Here is a 17637-nt window from a genome sequence, read left to right on the forward strand (position 1 = left end):
GATATAAATGTCGTCGACTACCTGATATTTATAGTCCAACGGACGGAATGAATATAAGTTATCACCATCAGCCTGCGTGAATTGAAAAGCTAAGCCTAGATGATGGTCTTCTTCGTAAACACCATGTACAGAGGCTCCTAACAGCAAGGCCGCATCCCAATCGCTTGTGCTTGCAGGCGCATTATCACCTCCATTGAGCAAGATCTTTACCTGACTTGAGGCTCCACCCGCATTCAAGGAATAAGTGAACTCATCCATAGAGTAAAGTACAGGTGAAAACAGCAGCAACACAAAGCTAATTAGTCCGTACATCACCATCGCGTAAATGCTCCAATCGAATAATAATCATCACCCCATACATTCTTCCCGGAACGCCCCTCTATGCCCCAAAGCGCTTCCTTGGCGGCAAAAGAATGTCGTATCAAAACATCGAGGGCATGATCATAATTCTGGTTTGAATAAGACGCTTGTTGGATTGATTGAACTTGCATGTATAACATTCGTCCAGCATGGTACTGCCAACTTGAGGACAAGGTTGTTGCTCTCCCTCCTACTCCATCGCCAGACTCTCTTTGATCTGCAGCGGCATGGCCAATTATGTTACCGCCCGACACACTTCCGTCTTGATAAATATGGTGGACATACCATCCATTCTGCCATTCAGCATGCTCAATCGTAAGATCCAGATCACTGAACAGGGCGGGAAAGTAAGCCCCCCCCATCAAAGCCGCATTACCCAAACGATAAAATTTATTGACGGATGTATCTTCACCCGCGTATTCAAAATATAAGCTAAAAGGTACTCTACCTGTGACATTGATTCGAGAGGTAAAAGAAGCACTTTGATTTCCAAACTCATCATCTTTGGAAAGATTATTACCTGCATTGTCTGCAGAACTTGGATCAAAAAACGCTTTGAATAAATCTTTAGGCTCATGGCACTTTCCTCTCGCACCACCGCCGTACATCATGACCCTATTTACTCCAAAAGATATATTTCGAACTGGATTTATCCCCAAGTGCATACCAATCGCACAAGGATTTCCGGACACCTTACCACCTTGATAAGCGATATTGTCTGAGCGACTCAAGCGAGTGGCAAACATTTCATAACGAAATCCCCAGCTTCCAATAGGCATCGGGCTTGAGAGTGTTAACGAAGGTGTGGTCTCCGCGTTACTACTAAATAACATTGCACCGTGCTGAAACGGACTCAACCAATGCGGCCTGTAACCCACATCTAACTGCATCCAGTCCCAACCAAAACTTGAATATGTTCCCTCAAGCGACTCGCCATCTTCGCGTCGCTCACCACCTAAGAATGCATACCAGTGGGGACTCATTCGCACATACAACTGAGCATTGATACTAGCAACATTATCGGTAGACTCACCACGTTGATTTGCTATCGGAGCACGCTTGTCACTTGCCAGCCTCAGATTTAAATTTGCATAGGTAAAACCGTCAGTCTGAGCAAAGCGTTTTAAGTATGAACGCACCTGTCGACAAAGAGCGCTCGTTTGTTGACAGTATTCTTTAACGGCCTTGTGCACCAGAGCTGCAGGAATAGGTCTCGTTAACACTGGGGTGCCTGATAAAACCAGTAAACGCTCTATTTGACGCTCAGCTTCAGGAGACATGTGCAATGGGAGGTAAGGAGATACACCACTTGCTCGACTAAAAGAGCTAAATAAAAGTGCGGTCAAAATAGCACTCGTAAGTAAAACGCGATCCAAGCGACTGAGCATCCGTATTCTCATGAACAATTATTTTTATAAAGTTAGTGTTTCAGTTTTTTTCATTTAACGCTAGCGCTTTGTAACAACTAACTTATTCAAAAATTCCAAAGTATCTAAGGCAGATTTCTCCGTGCTAAAGTGCGTAAGAATTCTATTCTTGCCTGCTTCGCCCATCCGTGCACATAGCTCTCGGTCTTCTTCAAGGGTTATAATCCCAGATGAAATAGCGTTCACATCACCAGGTTCAACCCGAATACCGCTCTCACCATCAACGATTAATTCTGCACTTCCTCCGGTAGCAGACACAATAACTGCTGTGCCGTATGCCATCGCTTCAATCACAGTTTTAGGAAGACCTTCGCGCTTAATAGAAGGTAATACAGATACATTACACGCGGCTATTAAAGCCGGTGCATCTTTTCGATGTCCTGCTACTTTTATACGTTCAGCCATTGGGCTTTCTTGAATGAGCGCTTGAATATGATCACTATCCATACCATTGCCCACTAACAAGAAATAAATATCCTTGTCTTGTGGAAGCAACTTAGAAGCCTCAAGCAATACCGGCAACCCCTTTCGAGGCCGATCATTGGCAACACAACCAACCACAAAGCCATCCGATGGAATGCCAAACTCACTCAAATCAGCAGGTTGATCCTGATACCAGTCCAGCGAATGCCCTTTATAGACAGTGACGATATTCTCTTTCGGTAAACGAGATTGTAAATGTAAGTCATCCCTTACCGCATTTGCCACACAAATGATCGCATCTAAGCGCGGATGTAAATGAGTCAAATAACTCGTGGGGTCATACCAATAAATATTACCCGTCTGACCACGATAACTAATCGTCTTTACGGGCAAGCCTATTGCCGCGAATAAACCGTTCGTAATAGCCTTATTATTGAACATGTACAGAGCATCATACCCACCCTGTTTTAACTCAGAACGAATACGCCGAATTGCGGACCATTCAAGCTTTTTCTTCGGATGAAAATCGATGACTTTTACGCCATTCTCTTCAAATCGGGAAACATACTCCGCATCGCCTTCGGTCATTAATGTCACATCAACACCGAGCTTGACTAAGCCGATGAAAATTTCAGCCTCGGGACGAACAGAGTTCCATGTATCTGTATAGGATGAGATAATTAGGATTTTCAACTAATTAAGCCTTGTTTTGACCAACGATTCGGTTTACCCCTACAACGATTGAGCCGTCCGGAACATCTTTAGTGACCACTGAATTCGCCCCCACAATCACACCTTTACCTATATTAATTCCACCAATTAACTTCGCTCCAGCGCAAAGGGTCGAACCTCTACCAATCCGAGGCATTGAATTATCGCCTCGTAAATTTGCTCCAATAGTGACCCCTTGATAAACCGTAACGTTCTCTTCCAACATTGCCTGAGAACCAATAATTACTCCTACAGGGTGAACAAATTGTGTTGAGGCCGGCACGTTCGCCTCATGGCTTACTTCACAGTGATATTTGTAATAAATACGCCGCTGAAAAAACTTTCTACAGAATTTAAATTTCCCAACAAAGGCAAACATCAACCGGCACTCTAGCTGAAACTTTTTCTGCGGCTGATTCGTACCAACCAGCTTAATTAGCAATTTCAAAATCATATTTTATCTGGTTACCTACGATATATTCACTTCAAAATAACTTAGTAAGAGCATTTATATTTTGATGTAAGAGCACACTATACTTAAATCGTTTTAGAAGCTGGTTACATGTTTCCGCTGCCGACATACGCCTCAAAAGTTAAGCTAATCACCATTTTCATCCAGCTACAGATTAATACTTATTGATAATATTGCCCTTTATCTTAGCTTTCCCAGCTTCATCTAGGTCTTTTCTAGTTCTTATAGGTGTCAAGTCTCCCTCTACCGTTTTATTTATATCATCAATAACAGTCCACTCTTTGTTTGCCTTTGACTTTCCAATTAAGTAACGAAGAGAAAGCCTAAATTTTTCCGACTCATGCTGTACTGGCTGTGTTCCATGTAAAGTACAGTTATGCCACATGGCAGTGTAACCAGCCTGGCCTGTTAAAATTCTATCTTTAACTTCAACGCGCGCTCCGCTGTCGCTTTCATAGATCCACCGCTCACCCTCTTCCTTTTCTAGCTTGTGCGGAAAAAGAGTTGCTCCAAGCTTATGTGTTCTAGGAAGTACATGGAGAGGGGAGTCATATTCATCAACGTCATGAATATATACATATAGAGTTATAAAGGTTGCAGGATCTAGGTCAGTCATCCCTAGCGGCCAATCAATAATATCTTGATGAAAATCAATCCCACGAAAATATGTAATATCTCTAAACTCTTTTTTAATAAAAGGCCCTAAATTAGCTACATTTACGCCATCTATTCTAGATTTAATCCAGTCGGGCAACCACGATTCTGGAACACCGCACACCGCTTTTTTTATAACAATCTCATAATCATATCCAAGTAAGTTGGTCAATGTATTAGTAATTGACTCATTTTTTTCTACCACATCCAATTCATTAGCAAACTGTCCCAAAAAATTAAACTCAGAAGTCGGGTTAGCATTTTTATGAGAGGACTGGCGCTCATACTCTTCTTCACTCAAAAAGAGACTCTCATCAAAATGGCGCGACTCAATCATTTTTGTATAAAGCTTTTTAATCTTTTTCTGATCTAACAATTTCTCAAATTGATAGAAGCCATCATGTAACATACTTTTTTCTGGAATACTCATAGAATCCCTTTTACCGCTTTTAAAACTAGAAAAAACACATAAATAGAACTATCGGGCGCGAATCATACACAAAATATGCAAAAAAGGACTACTTAACATCTCAGCAATATTCAGTTACCAGTTTCACCAAGATTGTATCTATTCTATAATCCCGATAGCCTTTTCGATCTAGTTGATTTCACTAAAGATTTGCAGGTTTCCTCACCAAACTCATTGATTTACATTTAACTATAACGGCACTCTTTTTTTATGCTTAATGATAAAGTTGTCTTAATTACTGGAGGCACAGGTTCGTTCGGGAAGAAATTCTTAGAGACCATTCTTAATCGCTACCCAGACATCAAAAAGATTATTATCTTTTCAAGAGATGAATTGAAGCAATCAGAATTGCGTTTTAAATACCCGCCTCAAGACTATCCTCAATTACGTTTTTTTATCGGTGACATTCGCGATAGGCAACGCCTAATTCAGGCATGTGAAGGTGTGGACATGATCATTCATGCAGCAGCTATCAAGCAAGTAGATACTGCAGAATACAACCCAACCGAATGCATTCGTACAAACATTGATGGCGCTGAAAATGTAATCGCTGCAGCTTTAGAGTGTGGAGTCACTGACGTGGTGGCACTTTCAACTGATAAAGCGTGCGCACCTATCAATCTATATGGCGCAACCAAATTAGCATCAGACAAACTATTCGCTGCCGCAAACAATATTAAGGGATCAAAGGACATTCGATTCAGTGTGGTTCGTTATGGGAATGTCATGGGATCTCGAGGCTCGGTAATCCCATTTTTCTTAAATAAAAAACAATCAGGTGTTCTGCCTATCACCCATGAAGAAATGACCCGCTTCAACATCTCTCTTCAAGATGGTGTAGATATGGTTATGTATGCATTTGAGCACCACCTTGGTGGCGAGATATTCGTTCCTAAAATACCTTCATATAAAATCCTGGATGTCGCCGAAGCCGTAGCACCAGAGTGTAAAACGGAGATTGTTGGAATACGCCCAGGCGAAAAACTACATGAAGAAATGATTACGGACACCGATTCTCTCAATACAATAGACTTGGGAAAGTATTACGCCATCCTGCCATCGGTATCTTTCTGCTACCAAGAGCAAGATTACATTGAGCATCACAAAGCTGAAAAAGTACCATTTGGCTTCAAATACAATTCCGGTACGAACGACGAATGGGAAAGTGTAGAAAGTCTAAGAGCGTTAATAAACAAGCATATTGACCCTGATTTTGAGGTTTAAATATGTCCTTTATTCCATATGGAAAACAAGAGATTAGCCAAGAAGATATTGATTCCGTTATCAATGTCCTAAAGTCAGATTTTCTCACTCAAGGCCCCCAAGTCCCTGCCTTCGAGAACAGCTTAATTCAGGCTTGTGGTGCCGAGTATGCATTTTCTGTTAACAGTGCCACTTCAGCCCTACATATTTCTTGTTTAGCACTTGGCTTAAGGCAAGGGGATTACCTTTGGACAAGCCCTATTACATTCGTAGCCTCTGCAAACTGCGGGCTATATTGCGGTGCATACATTGATTTTGTAGATATCGATCCAGCTACATACAACATGTGCCCTACGAAACTTGAAAGCAAGTTAAAGCAAGCAAAAGCCGAAGGAACTCTCCCAAAAGTTATCGTTGTTGTTCACTTATGTGGCCAACCTTGTGACATGGAAAAAATCTATCAATTATCAAAACAATATGGCTTTAAAATAATTGAAGATGCCTCTCACGCAGTTGGCGCTCGATACAAGAACTCAAAAACTGGCGATTGTAAATACTCAGACATAACTGTATTCAGTTTCCATCCAGTTAAGATAGTGACTACAGCTGAAGGTGGAGCAGCTCTAACCAATAACGATGAGCTCGCAAAAAAACTAGAGTTACTGAGAAGCCATGGTGTCACGCGCGATGAAAGCTTAATGACCGAGGAGAGTCATGGTGGTTGGTACTACCAACAAATCGAATTAGGTTACAACTACCGAATGACCGAGATGCAAGCCGCCTTAGGCGTGTCACAAATGACCCGTTTAAATGAGTTTGTAGATCGCCGGAATGAGCTAGCTGTTAGATACGACAAAGAGCTTACACATTTACCAGTCGAGCTTCCTAAGCGACTTGATTCCACCTATTCAAGCTTCCATTTATATATTCTTAGGTTAAAGCGAAACGAAATTAAATTGAGTCATAAGGAAGTATTTTCAGGATTACGCAATGCAGGCTTAGGAGTAAACCTTCATTACATACCAGTGCATTTACAACCCTATTATCAGAATTTAGGGTTCAAAGCTGGCGACTTTCCAGAGGCCGAAAAGTATTACAAAGAGGCGATATCGATTCCGATATTCCATTCAATGACAGATGAGCAACAATCTACAAGCATAGACATTCTCTCTCGAGTGCTGTTATGAAAGTAGCATTAATTCCAGCCAGAGGCGGTAGTAAACGAATTCCAAGAAAAAACATCAAGAAATTCTGTGGCAAGCCTATTATCGGATATTCTGTTGAAGCGGCTATCAAGAGCGGTCTTTTCGACAGAGTAGTTGTATCTTCAGATGATCAAGAAATCATAGATATTGCATGTTCCTACGGTGCTGAAGCACCATTCATACGACCATCAGAACTCTCTGATGATTTCGCAACAACCACTGACGTCACCCTTCACGCCATAAATACTCTCAATCTCAAATTCACAGACCAAATCTGCTGTATCTATGCTACAGCCCCCTTCATAAGAGATATTGATTTAAAATCAGCATATACACTTCTTATGTCGGAAAAATTAGATTATGTATTTTCTGCGACGGAGTATCGTTTCCCCATCCAACGCGCTTTAAAAATAAATTTCGATGGTTTCAGTGAGATGTTTCAAAAAGAACATGAAACGACACGATCTCAAGATCTAGAACCAGCTTTTCACGATGCAGGCCAGTTTTATTTCGGTACGGTTCAAGCCTATCTAGAAGGAAAAGGGGTTTTAACTAATTCAAAATCAAAACCCTTAATGCTTCCCAGTTCAAAGACCCAAGATATAGACACCTTAAATGATTGGGAATTTGCTGAAGCTCTATACTTAGCAGATCAATTAAATGACCAATAGTAATGCATGGTTTGCAGTGAGAGCCGACGCTAGCCCTCAGATTGGCGTTGGACACATAGCTCGCTGCCTAGCACTAGCAGAATGGGCAAAAGACGAAGGGCTAAAATGTATAATAATAACGGCCTATAAATCAGATTTTCTGGAAGAAAGAGCTGTGACTATAGATGCAGAAATTGCTTACCTTCCGGAATCAAACTCTCATTCTGATCAAGTTTATCCACACTCCCACTGGCTAAAGGGGGGGCAACAACTTGACGCTCAAAACACAAAAAAACACCTCAATAAAAAAATTCAACAGTTAGGAACACCTCCCTCATTTATCATTGTCGACCATTACGCATTAGGCCACCCTTGGGAATCTTTATTAAAAGAAATAGCCCCAATTTTAGTCATTGATGATTTGAATGATCGTCCCCACGATTGCTCATGGTTATTAGATCAAACTTACGGTAAAAACCAACACTCTTACAATGGCTTAATTCAGGACTCAAAATTACTTATTGGTTCAGACTACACTTTACTTAGAAAAGAATTCACTAAAACAAAAAGGATAGAACGTACCTCACCAATAAATGAGCTAAAAATCATGGTCAGCTTAGGCGGGGTAGATAAAGACAACGTTAGCCTAACTATATGCAAAGCATTACTTTCATTAAAAATTAACTTTGTAATAAAAATTGCTATTGTTACTACCTCCCTAAATCCAAACATTGGAAAACTTGAAGCTTTTGCATCTTCAAACCAAAATGTAGTCCTATTAAAAAACATAAAAAACATCGCTGCAGTTATGAACAAGTACGATATTTGCATTGGAGCAGTAGGCTCAACAACATGGGAACGCTTTTCTGTAGGATTACCATCCGTGCTGTGTGTGACAGCAGAAAATCAAAAGCAAGCCGCGCTAATCCTAGAACAAGACAATTTAATTCAATTGATCGATATTAGAAAACAGGAGGTTAAAGAACAGCTCCAATTTAAAATCAGTCAATTAACTCAATCACCTGAAAAGTACTTGAACAATGTGAAGCAAATCTCAGCGGTATGCGATGGCTTTGGGGCCAAAAGAGTCCTCAAACACTTACTAGATCAAAGTGAGCAAGCTTTATGAGCAAGACGAAATTAACTCCCCTATCTGAAGAACATTTGGATATGGTTCTAGAGTGGAGAAACAAGCCTGAAGTCCGCGCCAATATGTATACAGATCACATCATTTCTAAAGATGAACACTATCAATGGTTTGAGCACATAAAGTCCGAAAAAACAAAGCGCTATTTTGTTTTTTATATTGAACAGCAACCATGCGGAGTAATTGGTTTTACAGAAATAAATCAAAATGCAGGCACTGCTAGTTGGGCCTTCTACTCTGGAGACACTTCAATAAGAGGCGTTGGTTCAAAAATGGAAGTCTCTGCACTTAATTATGCTTTTAACTCACTAGGACTTAATAAACTTTATTGCGAAGTACTCGAATTCAATGACAAGGTAATTACGTTCCACAAAAAGCATGGCTTCAGCGTAGAAGGTATATTTAAAAATCAACACTTCTCAAAAGGTCGTTTGTGGGACATATACCGTTTAGCGATTTTCAAAAAGGACTGGAATAGACTTTCTATCGAACTACCATTAATGAGAGATAACAAGTTCGGGCCTGGTAAAACATTTACACATCAATTCTCCATTTCAAAAGAACAAGTGCTAATGTTTTCTGAAGCATCCTCTGACACAAACAAACTCCATATTGACGACGCGTACAGTCGTGAATATGGCTTCGATAAGAGTTTAGTCCATGGTTTTTTAAGCGGTTCAGTATTCTCCAAAATCTTTGGAACATTATTCCCTGGCGAAGGTACAATATATAAGAGCCAATCATTGGAGTTTAAATCACCCATTTACCCCAACACTGAGCTAAACGCAAAAATACATATTGAAACCAAAATAGGGAACCGTCTTAAAGTCCGCACTCTAGTTTTAGACAAAGACGATAATCCGGCTATCACTGGTTATGCAGAAATAATTTTACCTTTGGAAACAGCATGACACCAATTGCTATCAATGGGCGACAAATTGGGCTTAACACCGCCCCATACATCATCGCAGAATTGTCTGCAAACCATAATGGAAGTATCGAGCGCGCCTACGAAATAATGGTAATGGCCAAACGTTGTGGTGCTGACGCCATAAAACTCCAGTCCTACACAGCGGACACAATTACGATTGATTGTGATCGCCCAGAATTTAAAATTGAAGGTGGGCTATGGGGAGGTCGAACTCTTTACGACTTGTATTCGGAAGCATTTATGCCGTGGGAATGGCACAAGCCATTGTTCAAGAAAGCAAAAGAGTTAGGTATTACGATTTTCAGCTCACCCTTCGACGAAACAGCGGTTGATATGCTAGAAGAGCTAAACTGCCCTGCTTATAAAATCGCATCCTTTGAAGCAATAGATATCCCTCTCATCGAATATGTTGCGAAAACAGGCAAGCCCATGATCATTTCTACAGGCATGGCCAATGAAGAAGAGATTAGCGAAGCTGTCACAGCTGCAAAGCGGGCTGGCTGTAAAGAGTTAGTGATTTTGCATTGTGTTAGCGGTTATCCAGCCCCAGCTAACGACTATAATCTTGCGACAATCCGTGACATGGCTCAACGCTTCAATGTGCTTACAGGGCTTTCTGACCATACTATCTCAAATACAACAGCTATTGCTTCGGTCTCGCTAGGCTCTTGTGTTATTGAAAAGCATGTTACGCTTGATCGTTCTGGAGGAGGTCCGGACGATAGTTTTTCATTAGAAGAAAAAGAACTTCTTCAGTTATGCCGTGATAGTAAAACTGCTTGGGAAGCACTTGGTTCTGTCAATTATCAACGTAAAAAAAGTGAAGAAGGAAATGCCACTTTTAGGCGTTCACTTTATGCCGTAGCCAATATCAAAGCTGGCGAAAAGCTCACAAAGCAAAATGTAAGATCAATACGCCCAGGTTTTGGTCTTACGCCTAAAGAGTTGCCTAATGTGCTAGGTAAAAAAGCCGCACGAGACATTGCGTTTGGTGAGCCAATTTCTTGGAATCTAGTAAAATAAGAAAAAGCAAAAATGAACACAATGAAGTCTGCTTTATTTATCGTCACCTCTCCCTTACAACTGTTATGCGCTGCTGAAGCGTTTAAGTACTACAAAATAGGTAAGGCAACTTTAGTCGTAAAGTATGGAGGCAACGATGTATCAAACAATATGCTCAGGGACATGCTGCTCGAATATCCGCTTTGGAATGCAACCTATATTATCACCAAAGAAAAGTCTCTCAGAGAAACCTATAAAACAGTTCGCGCCTTGCGAGGAGAGCAGTATAACTTGGTGTTAAATGCCGAATTTAACGCTTGGTTTCAAAATATCCTCATCGCAAATATTAAATACAACAAACGAGTCATTTTCGACGATGGAGTCATGACACTTAATGACTACCGTGTTTATTTTGAACCACGGATAGCATCATCCAAATCTCATCTTGAAAAAGAATTACTTTTAAGAGTGCTCGGAATATCCAAATTCAGGCCGAATCAGTTTGATGAAATCGAACTATTTACTATGTTTGATTTGAGCCCCACGCCCCATGTATCTGTCGTCGAAAATAGATTCTCTCAAACGACCTATTACAGAAAGAAAATAACAAGCGACTCTAACGCACCAACAGGCATATTAGGACAACCACTCGTAGAAGCAGGAATCGTTAGCGAAGACTATTACTTAAAATGCCTTCAAAAGCTAAGTAAGAATGGTAAAGCTTACTATTTTCCTCACAGAGCTGAATCAAAGGAGAATATTCAAAAATGGTTATCATTGGCAAACCTTAAGCTTATTGAAGATGATCGCCCTATTGAAATTTCTATCACATCATACAAAGTCTCGAGCATAGTTGGCTTTATTAGCACAGCTCTCAAAACTTTGTCTCTCCTATACCCAAAACTAAATATCCAATTTATAAGAACGCCAGACGATGAGTTTCTTACTGAAAAATTCCGAATAAATGCGCGAAACACCTATGCACAATATAAGGGCGAGAAAGTCTCAGAGATAAAACTGGATATCCATTAATACAAGGAGCATTTACTTTACGGTCTACTTTTGTCCAAGATAGTCCCCTTTCAACTGCGCTACTTTTTCCAGTAGCGAAGAAGTAGCAGTTTCTACTGCATCATCACTGCTGAGTGTAGATCTTTCTGTCTTAGCAATGGTCAACAACTTATCACCAAGCAGTTTATAGTCGGAGTCTTTCACATAACGCACTGGAACCGGGTAGCTCATCCATTTTTTCGGGCCTAGGCCAAATCGCGCAGCCCCTCCCTTTAGTTTGCGCTCAAAAAGACGTCCCGTATCTCGGCCACGCTCGCAGATAAAAGGCAAATAAACAGGTTTGAGATCAATCTGCATTGATGCCGCAAAATCTTGCCATTTGAAATGCGAAACAGTCGGGTTGTAAAACACTGGTACCCAAGGAACACGAAAGGCATCTGCAACGATCGCACCATGCATAGCTTCTGTTAGAAGAAGGTCACAGGAGCGAATTTCGCGCACAGCATCTTCAACTGGCTGTTTAGCCGAGACAAAACGAATACCTGCCGCGTCACATACACGCTTCCAGTCTAAGTCTCGTTCACTTCTGTGGTGCGGCATAAAGCCAATAGAATATTGTTTCTCGACCTCAGACATTTCAACAGCACGTAATAAATATGCAGGATCAGCAACAGCTAATGTTGAATCAAGGCCAACAGCCTCTGCGGTTTTCGGTCCACGAACACACAAGACCCTCCAGTGATCAGGAATAATCGGCTGCTCACCTGCGCATCCTGACCCAAAGATAAACGCCTTTTCAACACCGGCTAGGTTCGTATCGAAAGTGCGCTGATTTAAGATTGTGCCAATACCTAACAATGCAGTCTTATCTTTGACTCCCAGACATTCAGGTATCAACTTTGGCCACAACCATACGTTTAGATCATCTCCAAAATTCAAATCTTCAACTTTACAATATTCGATACGCACAACATTTCTCGTGATCAATAAATTCGCGGCAATTGTGGTCTAAGATCTTCTAATTCGCTAGTGTTTAAATTTAAAATCAAGTGTCATCATATGCACTCACACACTCTATGCGCATAAAACATTACACTCTGCTTGTTTTCTTCACGTTCTTTGCGGATGTTTCGTTTAGCTCGGAAGTACGCATCGCCGTAGCTTCGAACTTCAAACCAACGCTTGAAAAGCTGTCTAACGCATATACCCAAAGTAAATTAAGCATCTCTTCTGCATCAACAGGCAAACTCACCTCCCAGATTTCACGAGGTGCTCCGTTTGATATATTTCTTTCGGCAGGAGAAGTAGGCACAACGCTTGCCCCATCTTTCGTAGTCGACGATTCTGAGTTTACTTATGCGATTGGGCAATTGGTTCTTGTGACGCACGAGCAAAACGCCAAATTCGAATTCGACTCACCAAGGGAGCTCGACTGCATTGCATACGCAAACCCAGCTGTTGCGCCATATGGCCGAGCCGCAGCTGAAGTTATCGGGCACTTAGAAAAAGTCGGGGTTCGCATTCATAAGCATGTTAAAGGTCAATCCGTCGCACAAGCACAGCAGTTCTTTTTATCAAAAGCATGCAATTGGGCCCTGATCGCCCAATCTCAAATCACCATCACCAACAAAGCCCATACACATTGGCTCGTTCCTGCTAAGCTATATCAACCAATTCGCCAGAACGCCGTCCTATTGAAACGGGCTCATGATAATCAACATGCGCTTCAATTTTTTAATTATCTCAACAGCGATGAAGCGAAACACATCATCGTCGAAGCTGGGTATCTAACGGAAGCTCAATGATCTCAGATTGGTCCACAATATGGCTAAGCCTGCGCCTTGCATTCATCAGCATGGCAATTCTATTAATCATCGCTACACCGCTAGCTTGGTGGTTAAGCCAAACACATAGCCGGCTCAAGCCACTAGCTCTGTCGATCATTACTCTACCAATTGTTTTACCTCCAACAGTATTAGGTTTTTATCTACTTCTACTATTGAGCCCTGATGGAGCGATTGGTGTCATCACTGAATCCTTAGGATTTGGCAGTCTTGTATTTACTTTTTGGGGGCTCGTCTTCGGCTCAATAATCTATTCCTTACCCTTTGCCGTTCAGCCTATTTACAACGCATTTTCTAGCATTGATAAAGGCGTACTTGAACTAGGCGCAACAATGGGAGCAAGCCCGTTTACTCGCTTCAAGAGCATCGCACTTCCGTTGGGCAAAACAGGAATTCTCAGCGCGGCAATTCTTAGCTTTGCGCACACTCTTGGAGAGTTCGGCGTGATCTTGATGATTGGCGGAAATATTCCTGAAGAAACTCGCGTACTTTCAATTGCCATTTATGATCATGTGGAAGCATTGAACTTCGAACAAGCCCATACCTTGTCCTTAGGGCTCGTTATTTTCGCTTTCTGCGTTGTCTGGTGCTTAGCCTATCTTCAACAGAATTCTAAAGAGCGTCGCAGCACATGAGTATCGATATCAATCTGCGCCTCAATCGCGAAAACTTTCACTTAACTATTAACGAGTCACTGTCGAACTCTGGGCTTACCGCTATCTTCGGCCCGTCGGGTTGCGGCAAAACCACTTTTCTGAGATGCATAGCTGGACTTGAAAAAGGAAATGGCCGCGTTTTAGTCAATGACATCATCTGGCAAGACTCAAAATCGAACACATTCGTACCAAGCCATCAGCGCAATCTCGTCTATATATTCCAAGATGCACGCCTATTGCCGCATCTAACTGTATACGAAAACCTAGTATTCAATCTGAAATATCAGCGCGTAAACATAAATGATGAAACACTTTCGAGCGTTATCGAAAAATGCGCTTTATTTGAGCTTAACGACAAACTCCCCTCGCAACTTTCAGGCGGACAAAAACAACGCGTCAACATCGCACGCGCACTATTGAGTCAGCCAAGCCTAATACTCATGGATGAACCTCTGTCCGCACTCGACAGTAGTTCAAGACAGGAAATGCTGAATTTTTTAAAAGCGCTAAAAGACGACATATCCGCTCCAATTTTGTATGTCAGCCACTCCATTGATGAGGTCGCACAATTAGCAGACGATTTGATCATCATGCGCAATGGAAAATTACTTCATAAAGGCCCCGCATTAGCCGCATTCGCAGAACACACCGATGTATTCAGCCATGACCAACTGTCTTCGGTATTCGAGGGCAAGGTAGTCGATATCGACACAAAAGGCGGAATTGCTAAAGTCTTTTTGAAGAATCAATCTAGTGCAGCATCAACATGTGTGTACTTGAACGATAAGACTTTAGAGGCTAGCCAAAATATTAGGCTCAGAGTCGCGGCAAAAGATGTGAGCATTAGCTTGAGACATAACAAAGAACAAAGTATTCAAAATATTATCCCAGCAACGATCAGACATATCGACACCACAATTGACTCCTCGTCAGTATTGGTAACACTTGATATCAATGACCAAACTTTGCATGCGCTGATCACAGCTTTATCTCTCAAGAAACTACAGTTAAAAAAAGGTCAGTCGGTATGGGCGCAAGTCAAAGCGCTCTCAGTGTATGACTAAGCGACTAGTTGCACTTTCAATTTGTGTTGACTAGCGTTAGTGCAATTTCACTCACTCAGAGGCATCACGATGGCAATCACTGAAGCACAGAAAAAAATCTGTACAAGAAAGTTTTGCAAAAGTAGAACCCATTGCTGACGCAGCAGCCGAAATATTTTACGGCAAGCTTTTTCAATATGACCATAGCCTTCAGCCGCTTTTTAAAGGCGATATGACGGAGCAAGGTAAAAAGCTAATGTCGACATTGAAGATTGCCGTAAAATCACTCGACGACCTAGATGCCTTAGTTCCAGTGCTCGAAAACTTAGCCATAAAGCATATTGAATACGGGGTAAAAATAGATGATTACACCCCTGTCGGAAATGCCTTAATCAATACTCTAGCGGAAGGTTTGGGTGACGATTTTAGTCCAGAATGTAAAGCCGCCTGGGTTGAAGTGTAAAAAACAATTGCTCTTGTCATGCGCACCAAAGCTTACCCAGACTTTGATGCAGAATCCTACAAAAATACTAAAACCTATCAGCATTAAGAATCGTAGAGCGTAGCGACTAAAAACGATTTCATTAAGTTAGTTCTATTGCTAAGCCAATAGCTAAGCTTTAAACCCTCCAACATAAGATTTAAGGTCATCGACCATCGTATCGACAACCTGCGCCTCATTAGCAGTTTCTGCTGCAGTGGCTTGGCTCTGAGTGGAAAGCTCGCTCACGTCGTGAATACTTCTTGAAATATCTTCAAATACAGCTAACTGCTCCGTTGCGGCCGCCGCAACTTGCTCGTTCATAACTTGGATTTGAGAAATTTGTTCAGCAATGCTTTGGAAGGAATCACTCATTTTATCTACTCCCTCTACGCTGCGCTCTGATTCGCGAACACCTTGAGCGGTAACCGTTTTAGCTTTGTCGATACTTTGGTGCAAACGCTCAATCGTCGCATTAATTTCGTCCATTGAAGAGTGCGTCTTTTGTGCAAGCGAACGTACTTCATCCGCAACCACCGCAAAACCTCGGCCCTGCTCTCCCGCTCTAGCGGCTTCAATAGCTGCATTTAAAGCCAATAAGTTGGTCTGCTCCGCAATATCAGAAATCACCTGAAGCACCTGAGATATGCGCTCTCCCGCCTCGGCCATATCTGCTAATTCAGAATCAATGTTCTCGATGTTTTTGGCTTGCGCACGAATGCTTTCAATACGGTTTTCGATCAATCCTGCACCTTCTTTAGCAAGCTCGCTAGCCTTAGCGCCCGATGATGCAGTTTGCTCGGCATTCGCAGCCACCTCGCTTGAGGTGGCATTCAACTCAACCGCAGCACTAGAAATAGATTGGCTTTGCGCATGCTGCGCATCACTCGCCTCTAAACTGGTTTTAGTTTGCGCATGCAAGCTTTTTGACGATGAGGACAAACGCGTTGCCGTGTCTGCCATATAGGCCACGGTTGTCTGAAAGCTCTCAAGTAAACGATTAATCGCATCAGAGCTCTCACCAATCTCATCTTTACTACGAACATCAACACGCTGTGTAAAATCCGCATCCTCCACAATACGATGCAAGCGCTCAGTAAATACTGGCACTGGAGACACCAATTGATTAGCAAACCATAAACTGACACACACAGCGATGCCCGCGGCGACTAACAAGGCGATAACTAAAGCCGTCATCAAAGATTCAAACATAGACTCAGATTTCGCGAACGCCTCGACCTCATCGATCTCGCTCATGATCGCCCAACTCAAACCATTAATATCGAGCGGCGCGTAGGCTGACAGCACAGAGACACCTCTGTAATCATCAAAAACATCAAATCCTACAACACCAGATAACGCTTGATCAGCACCTCTTGTGTTCACTGGCTGCAGACCAATACTGGTTTCCTTAGTGGCAATAGATTGGAGTGTCTGCGCATCTAAACCCGATGTTTCTAGTACCTCTAAATATGCGTCTTTATCTTCAATCAAAAAACGGCTCATGCTGCGCATTTTGCGGTCTTGAGCAATCAAATATGTTTCACCCGATTCGCCCAAACCTGTCGTTGCCCATTGTTGGTCATGCGTCATGATTGCGTTAATACGATCTATAGGCATCTGAAAAATCAGAACGCCTAACAGTTCTCCCGCATCAAAAATGGGAGAAGCAATAAACGCAGCAGGATCCTCATAAGATGGTGGATAAGGAGCAAAGTCATTGATCACAACATAATCTTGCTCCGTTGCTTGAACCGCTTACGTAAAAACGCGTGCGATACCACTGTTGGCATAAGGTCCGTCAAATAAAGATGTTCAGTAATCCAGTTCTTTAAAAACGGAATAAACGATATCACCGGTATCTGGCGTGACTAAGAAGATATCGAAATACTCAAAACGCTGCAGAAAATCGCGAATAGGCGGGTGATAGATCTTGTGCAACTTACTG

At 41.9% G+C, this 17637-nt stretch carries 18 protein-coding genes; 11 read left to right on the forward strand and 7 right to left on the reverse strand.

All coding sequences use genetic code 11. The features are described from left to right. The 5 genes from A3739_RS14310 to A3739_RS14330 form a co-directional block, all read right to left on the reverse strand. A partial coding sequence (locus A3739_RS14310; RefSeq protein ID WP_156502598.1) for a hypothetical protein occupies positions 1–318 on the reverse strand: 318 nt, incomplete at its 3' end. Further along, on the reverse strand, positions 312–1706 hold the full coding sequence (locus A3739_RS14315) for a capsule assembly Wzi family protein (RefSeq protein WP_197468986.1): 1395 nt from the start codon (positions 1704–1706) through the stop codon (positions 312–314). The genes A3739_RS14315 and A3739_RS14310, both read right to left, overlap by 7 nt. Before the next feature lie 102 nt (positions 1707–1808). After that, the gene (locus tag A3739_RS14320) at positions 1809–2903 is read right to left on the reverse strand and encodes a glycosyltransferase family 4 protein (protein WP_068480764.1); all 1095 of its coding nucleotides are present in this window, start codon (positions 2901–2903) and stop codon (positions 1809–1811) included. 4 nt (positions 2904–2907) lie between these two features. Then, the gene (locus tag A3739_RS30895; protein WP_231876739.1) at positions 2908–3204 is read right to left on the reverse strand and encodes a serine O-acetyltransferase; all 297 of its coding nucleotides are present in this window, start codon (positions 3202–3204) and stop codon (positions 2908–2910) included. 343 nt (positions 3205–3547) lie between these two features. Continuing rightward, complete coding sequence (locus A3739_RS14330) at positions 3548–4477, reverse strand: phytanoyl-CoA dioxygenase family protein (RefSeq protein ID WP_068480762.1); 930 nt, start codon at positions 4475–4477, stop codon at positions 3548–3550. Positions 4478–4726: 249 nt separating this feature from the next. Here A3739_RS14330 and pseB point away from each other — a divergent pair, with 249 nt between their 5' ends. From pseB to A3739_RS14365, 7 genes are read left to right on the forward strand one after another with little or no spacing between them, the layout of a single operon-like run. Next, complete coding sequence (pseB, locus tag A3739_RS14335; protein ID WP_068480757.1) at positions 4727–5740, forward strand: UDP-N-acetylglucosamine 4,6-dehydratase (inverting); 1014 nt, start codon at positions 4727–4729, stop codon at positions 5738–5740. 2 nt (positions 5741–5742) lie between these two features. Continuing rightward, on the forward strand, positions 5743–6906 hold the full coding sequence (gene pseC / locus A3739_RS14340) for a UDP-4-amino-4,6-dideoxy-N-acetyl-beta-L-altrosamine transaminase (RefSeq protein ID WP_068480754.1): 1164 nt from the start codon (positions 5743–5745) through the stop codon (positions 6904–6906). Continuing rightward, positions 6903–7595: a pseudaminic acid cytidylyltransferase gene (gene pseF / locus A3739_RS14345; RefSeq protein ID WP_068480751.1), complete on the forward strand. Its 693-nt coding sequence runs from the start codon at positions 6903–6905 to the stop codon at positions 7593–7595. Before pseC ends, pseF begins: the two co-directional genes overlap by 4 nt. Further along, the gene (pseG, locus tag A3739_RS14350; protein WP_068480748.1) at positions 7585–8703 is read left to right on the forward strand and encodes a UDP-2,4-diacetamido-2,4,6-trideoxy-beta-L-altropyranose hydrolase; all 1119 of its coding nucleotides are present in this window, start codon (positions 7585–7587) and stop codon (positions 8701–8703) included. Before pseF ends, pseG begins: the two co-directional genes overlap by 11 nt. Further along, on the forward strand, positions 8700–9632 hold the full coding sequence (gene pseH / locus A3739_RS14355; protein ID WP_068480745.1) for a UDP-4-amino-4,6-dideoxy-N-acetyl-beta-L-altrosamine N-acetyltransferase: 933 nt from the start codon (positions 8700–8702) through the stop codon (positions 9630–9632). The genes pseG and pseH overlap by 4 nt, the downstream gene beginning before the upstream one ends. Further along, the gene (gene pseI, locus A3739_RS14360; protein WP_068480742.1) at positions 9629–10675 is read left to right on the forward strand and encodes a pseudaminic acid synthase; all 1047 of its coding nucleotides are present in this window, start codon (positions 9629–9631) and stop codon (positions 10673–10675) included. Before pseH ends, pseI begins: the two co-directional genes overlap by 4 nt. A gap of 12 nt (positions 10676–10687) precedes the next feature. Then, the gene (locus A3739_RS14365) at positions 10688–11686 is read left to right on the forward strand and encodes a polysialyltransferase family glycosyltransferase (RefSeq protein ID WP_068480739.1); all 999 of its coding nucleotides are present in this window, start codon (positions 10688–10690) and stop codon (positions 11684–11686) included. 24 nt (positions 11687–11710) lie between these two features. Here A3739_RS14365 and A3739_RS14370 read toward each other — a convergent pair whose 3' ends face one another. Next, on the reverse strand, positions 11711–12634 hold the full coding sequence (locus A3739_RS14370) for a polysaccharide pyruvyl transferase family protein (RefSeq protein WP_068480736.1): 924 nt from the start codon (positions 12632–12634) through the stop codon (positions 11711–11713). Positions 12635–12741: 107 nt separating this feature from the next. On the opposite strand from A3739_RS14370, the gene modA reads away from it, so the two are divergent. The 4 genes from modA (at position 12742) to A3739_RS31455 (ending at position 15671) form a co-directional block, all read left to right on the forward strand. After that, the gene (gene modA, locus A3739_RS14375) at positions 12742–13470 is read left to right on the forward strand and encodes a molybdate ABC transporter substrate-binding protein (RefSeq protein ID WP_068475041.1); all 729 of its coding nucleotides are present in this window, start codon (positions 12742–12744) and stop codon (positions 13468–13470) included. Then, complete coding sequence (gene modB, locus A3739_RS14380) at positions 13467–14144, forward strand: molybdate ABC transporter permease subunit (protein ID WP_068480733.1); 678 nt, start codon at positions 13467–13469, stop codon at positions 14142–14144. Before modA ends, modB begins: the two co-directional genes overlap by 4 nt. After that, positions 14141–15229 carry a molybdenum ABC transporter ATP-binding protein gene (gene modC / locus A3739_RS14385; RefSeq protein ID WP_068480731.1) on the forward strand — a complete coding sequence of 363 codons (1089 nt, stop codon included), beginning with the start codon at positions 14141–14143 and terminating at the stop codon, positions 15227–15229. Before modB ends, modC begins: the two co-directional genes overlap by 4 nt. 211 nt (positions 15230–15440) lie before the next feature. Further along, positions 15441–15671: a globin domain-containing protein gene (locus A3739_RS31455; RefSeq protein ID WP_369819812.1), complete on the forward strand. Its 231-nt coding sequence runs from the start codon at positions 15441–15443 to the stop codon at positions 15669–15671. A 150-nt stretch (positions 15672–15821) separates the two neighbouring features. On the opposite strand, the gene A3739_RS14395 is transcribed toward A3739_RS31455, so the two are convergent. Continuing rightward, positions 15822–17417: a methyl-accepting chemotaxis protein gene (locus tag A3739_RS14395; protein ID WP_068501869.1), complete on the reverse strand. Its 1596-nt coding sequence runs from the start codon at positions 17415–17417 to the stop codon at positions 15822–15824. Between the last annotated feature and the right edge of the window lie 220 nt (positions 17418–17637).

It is taken from the genome of Oleiphilus sp. HI0067, assembly GCF_001635735.1.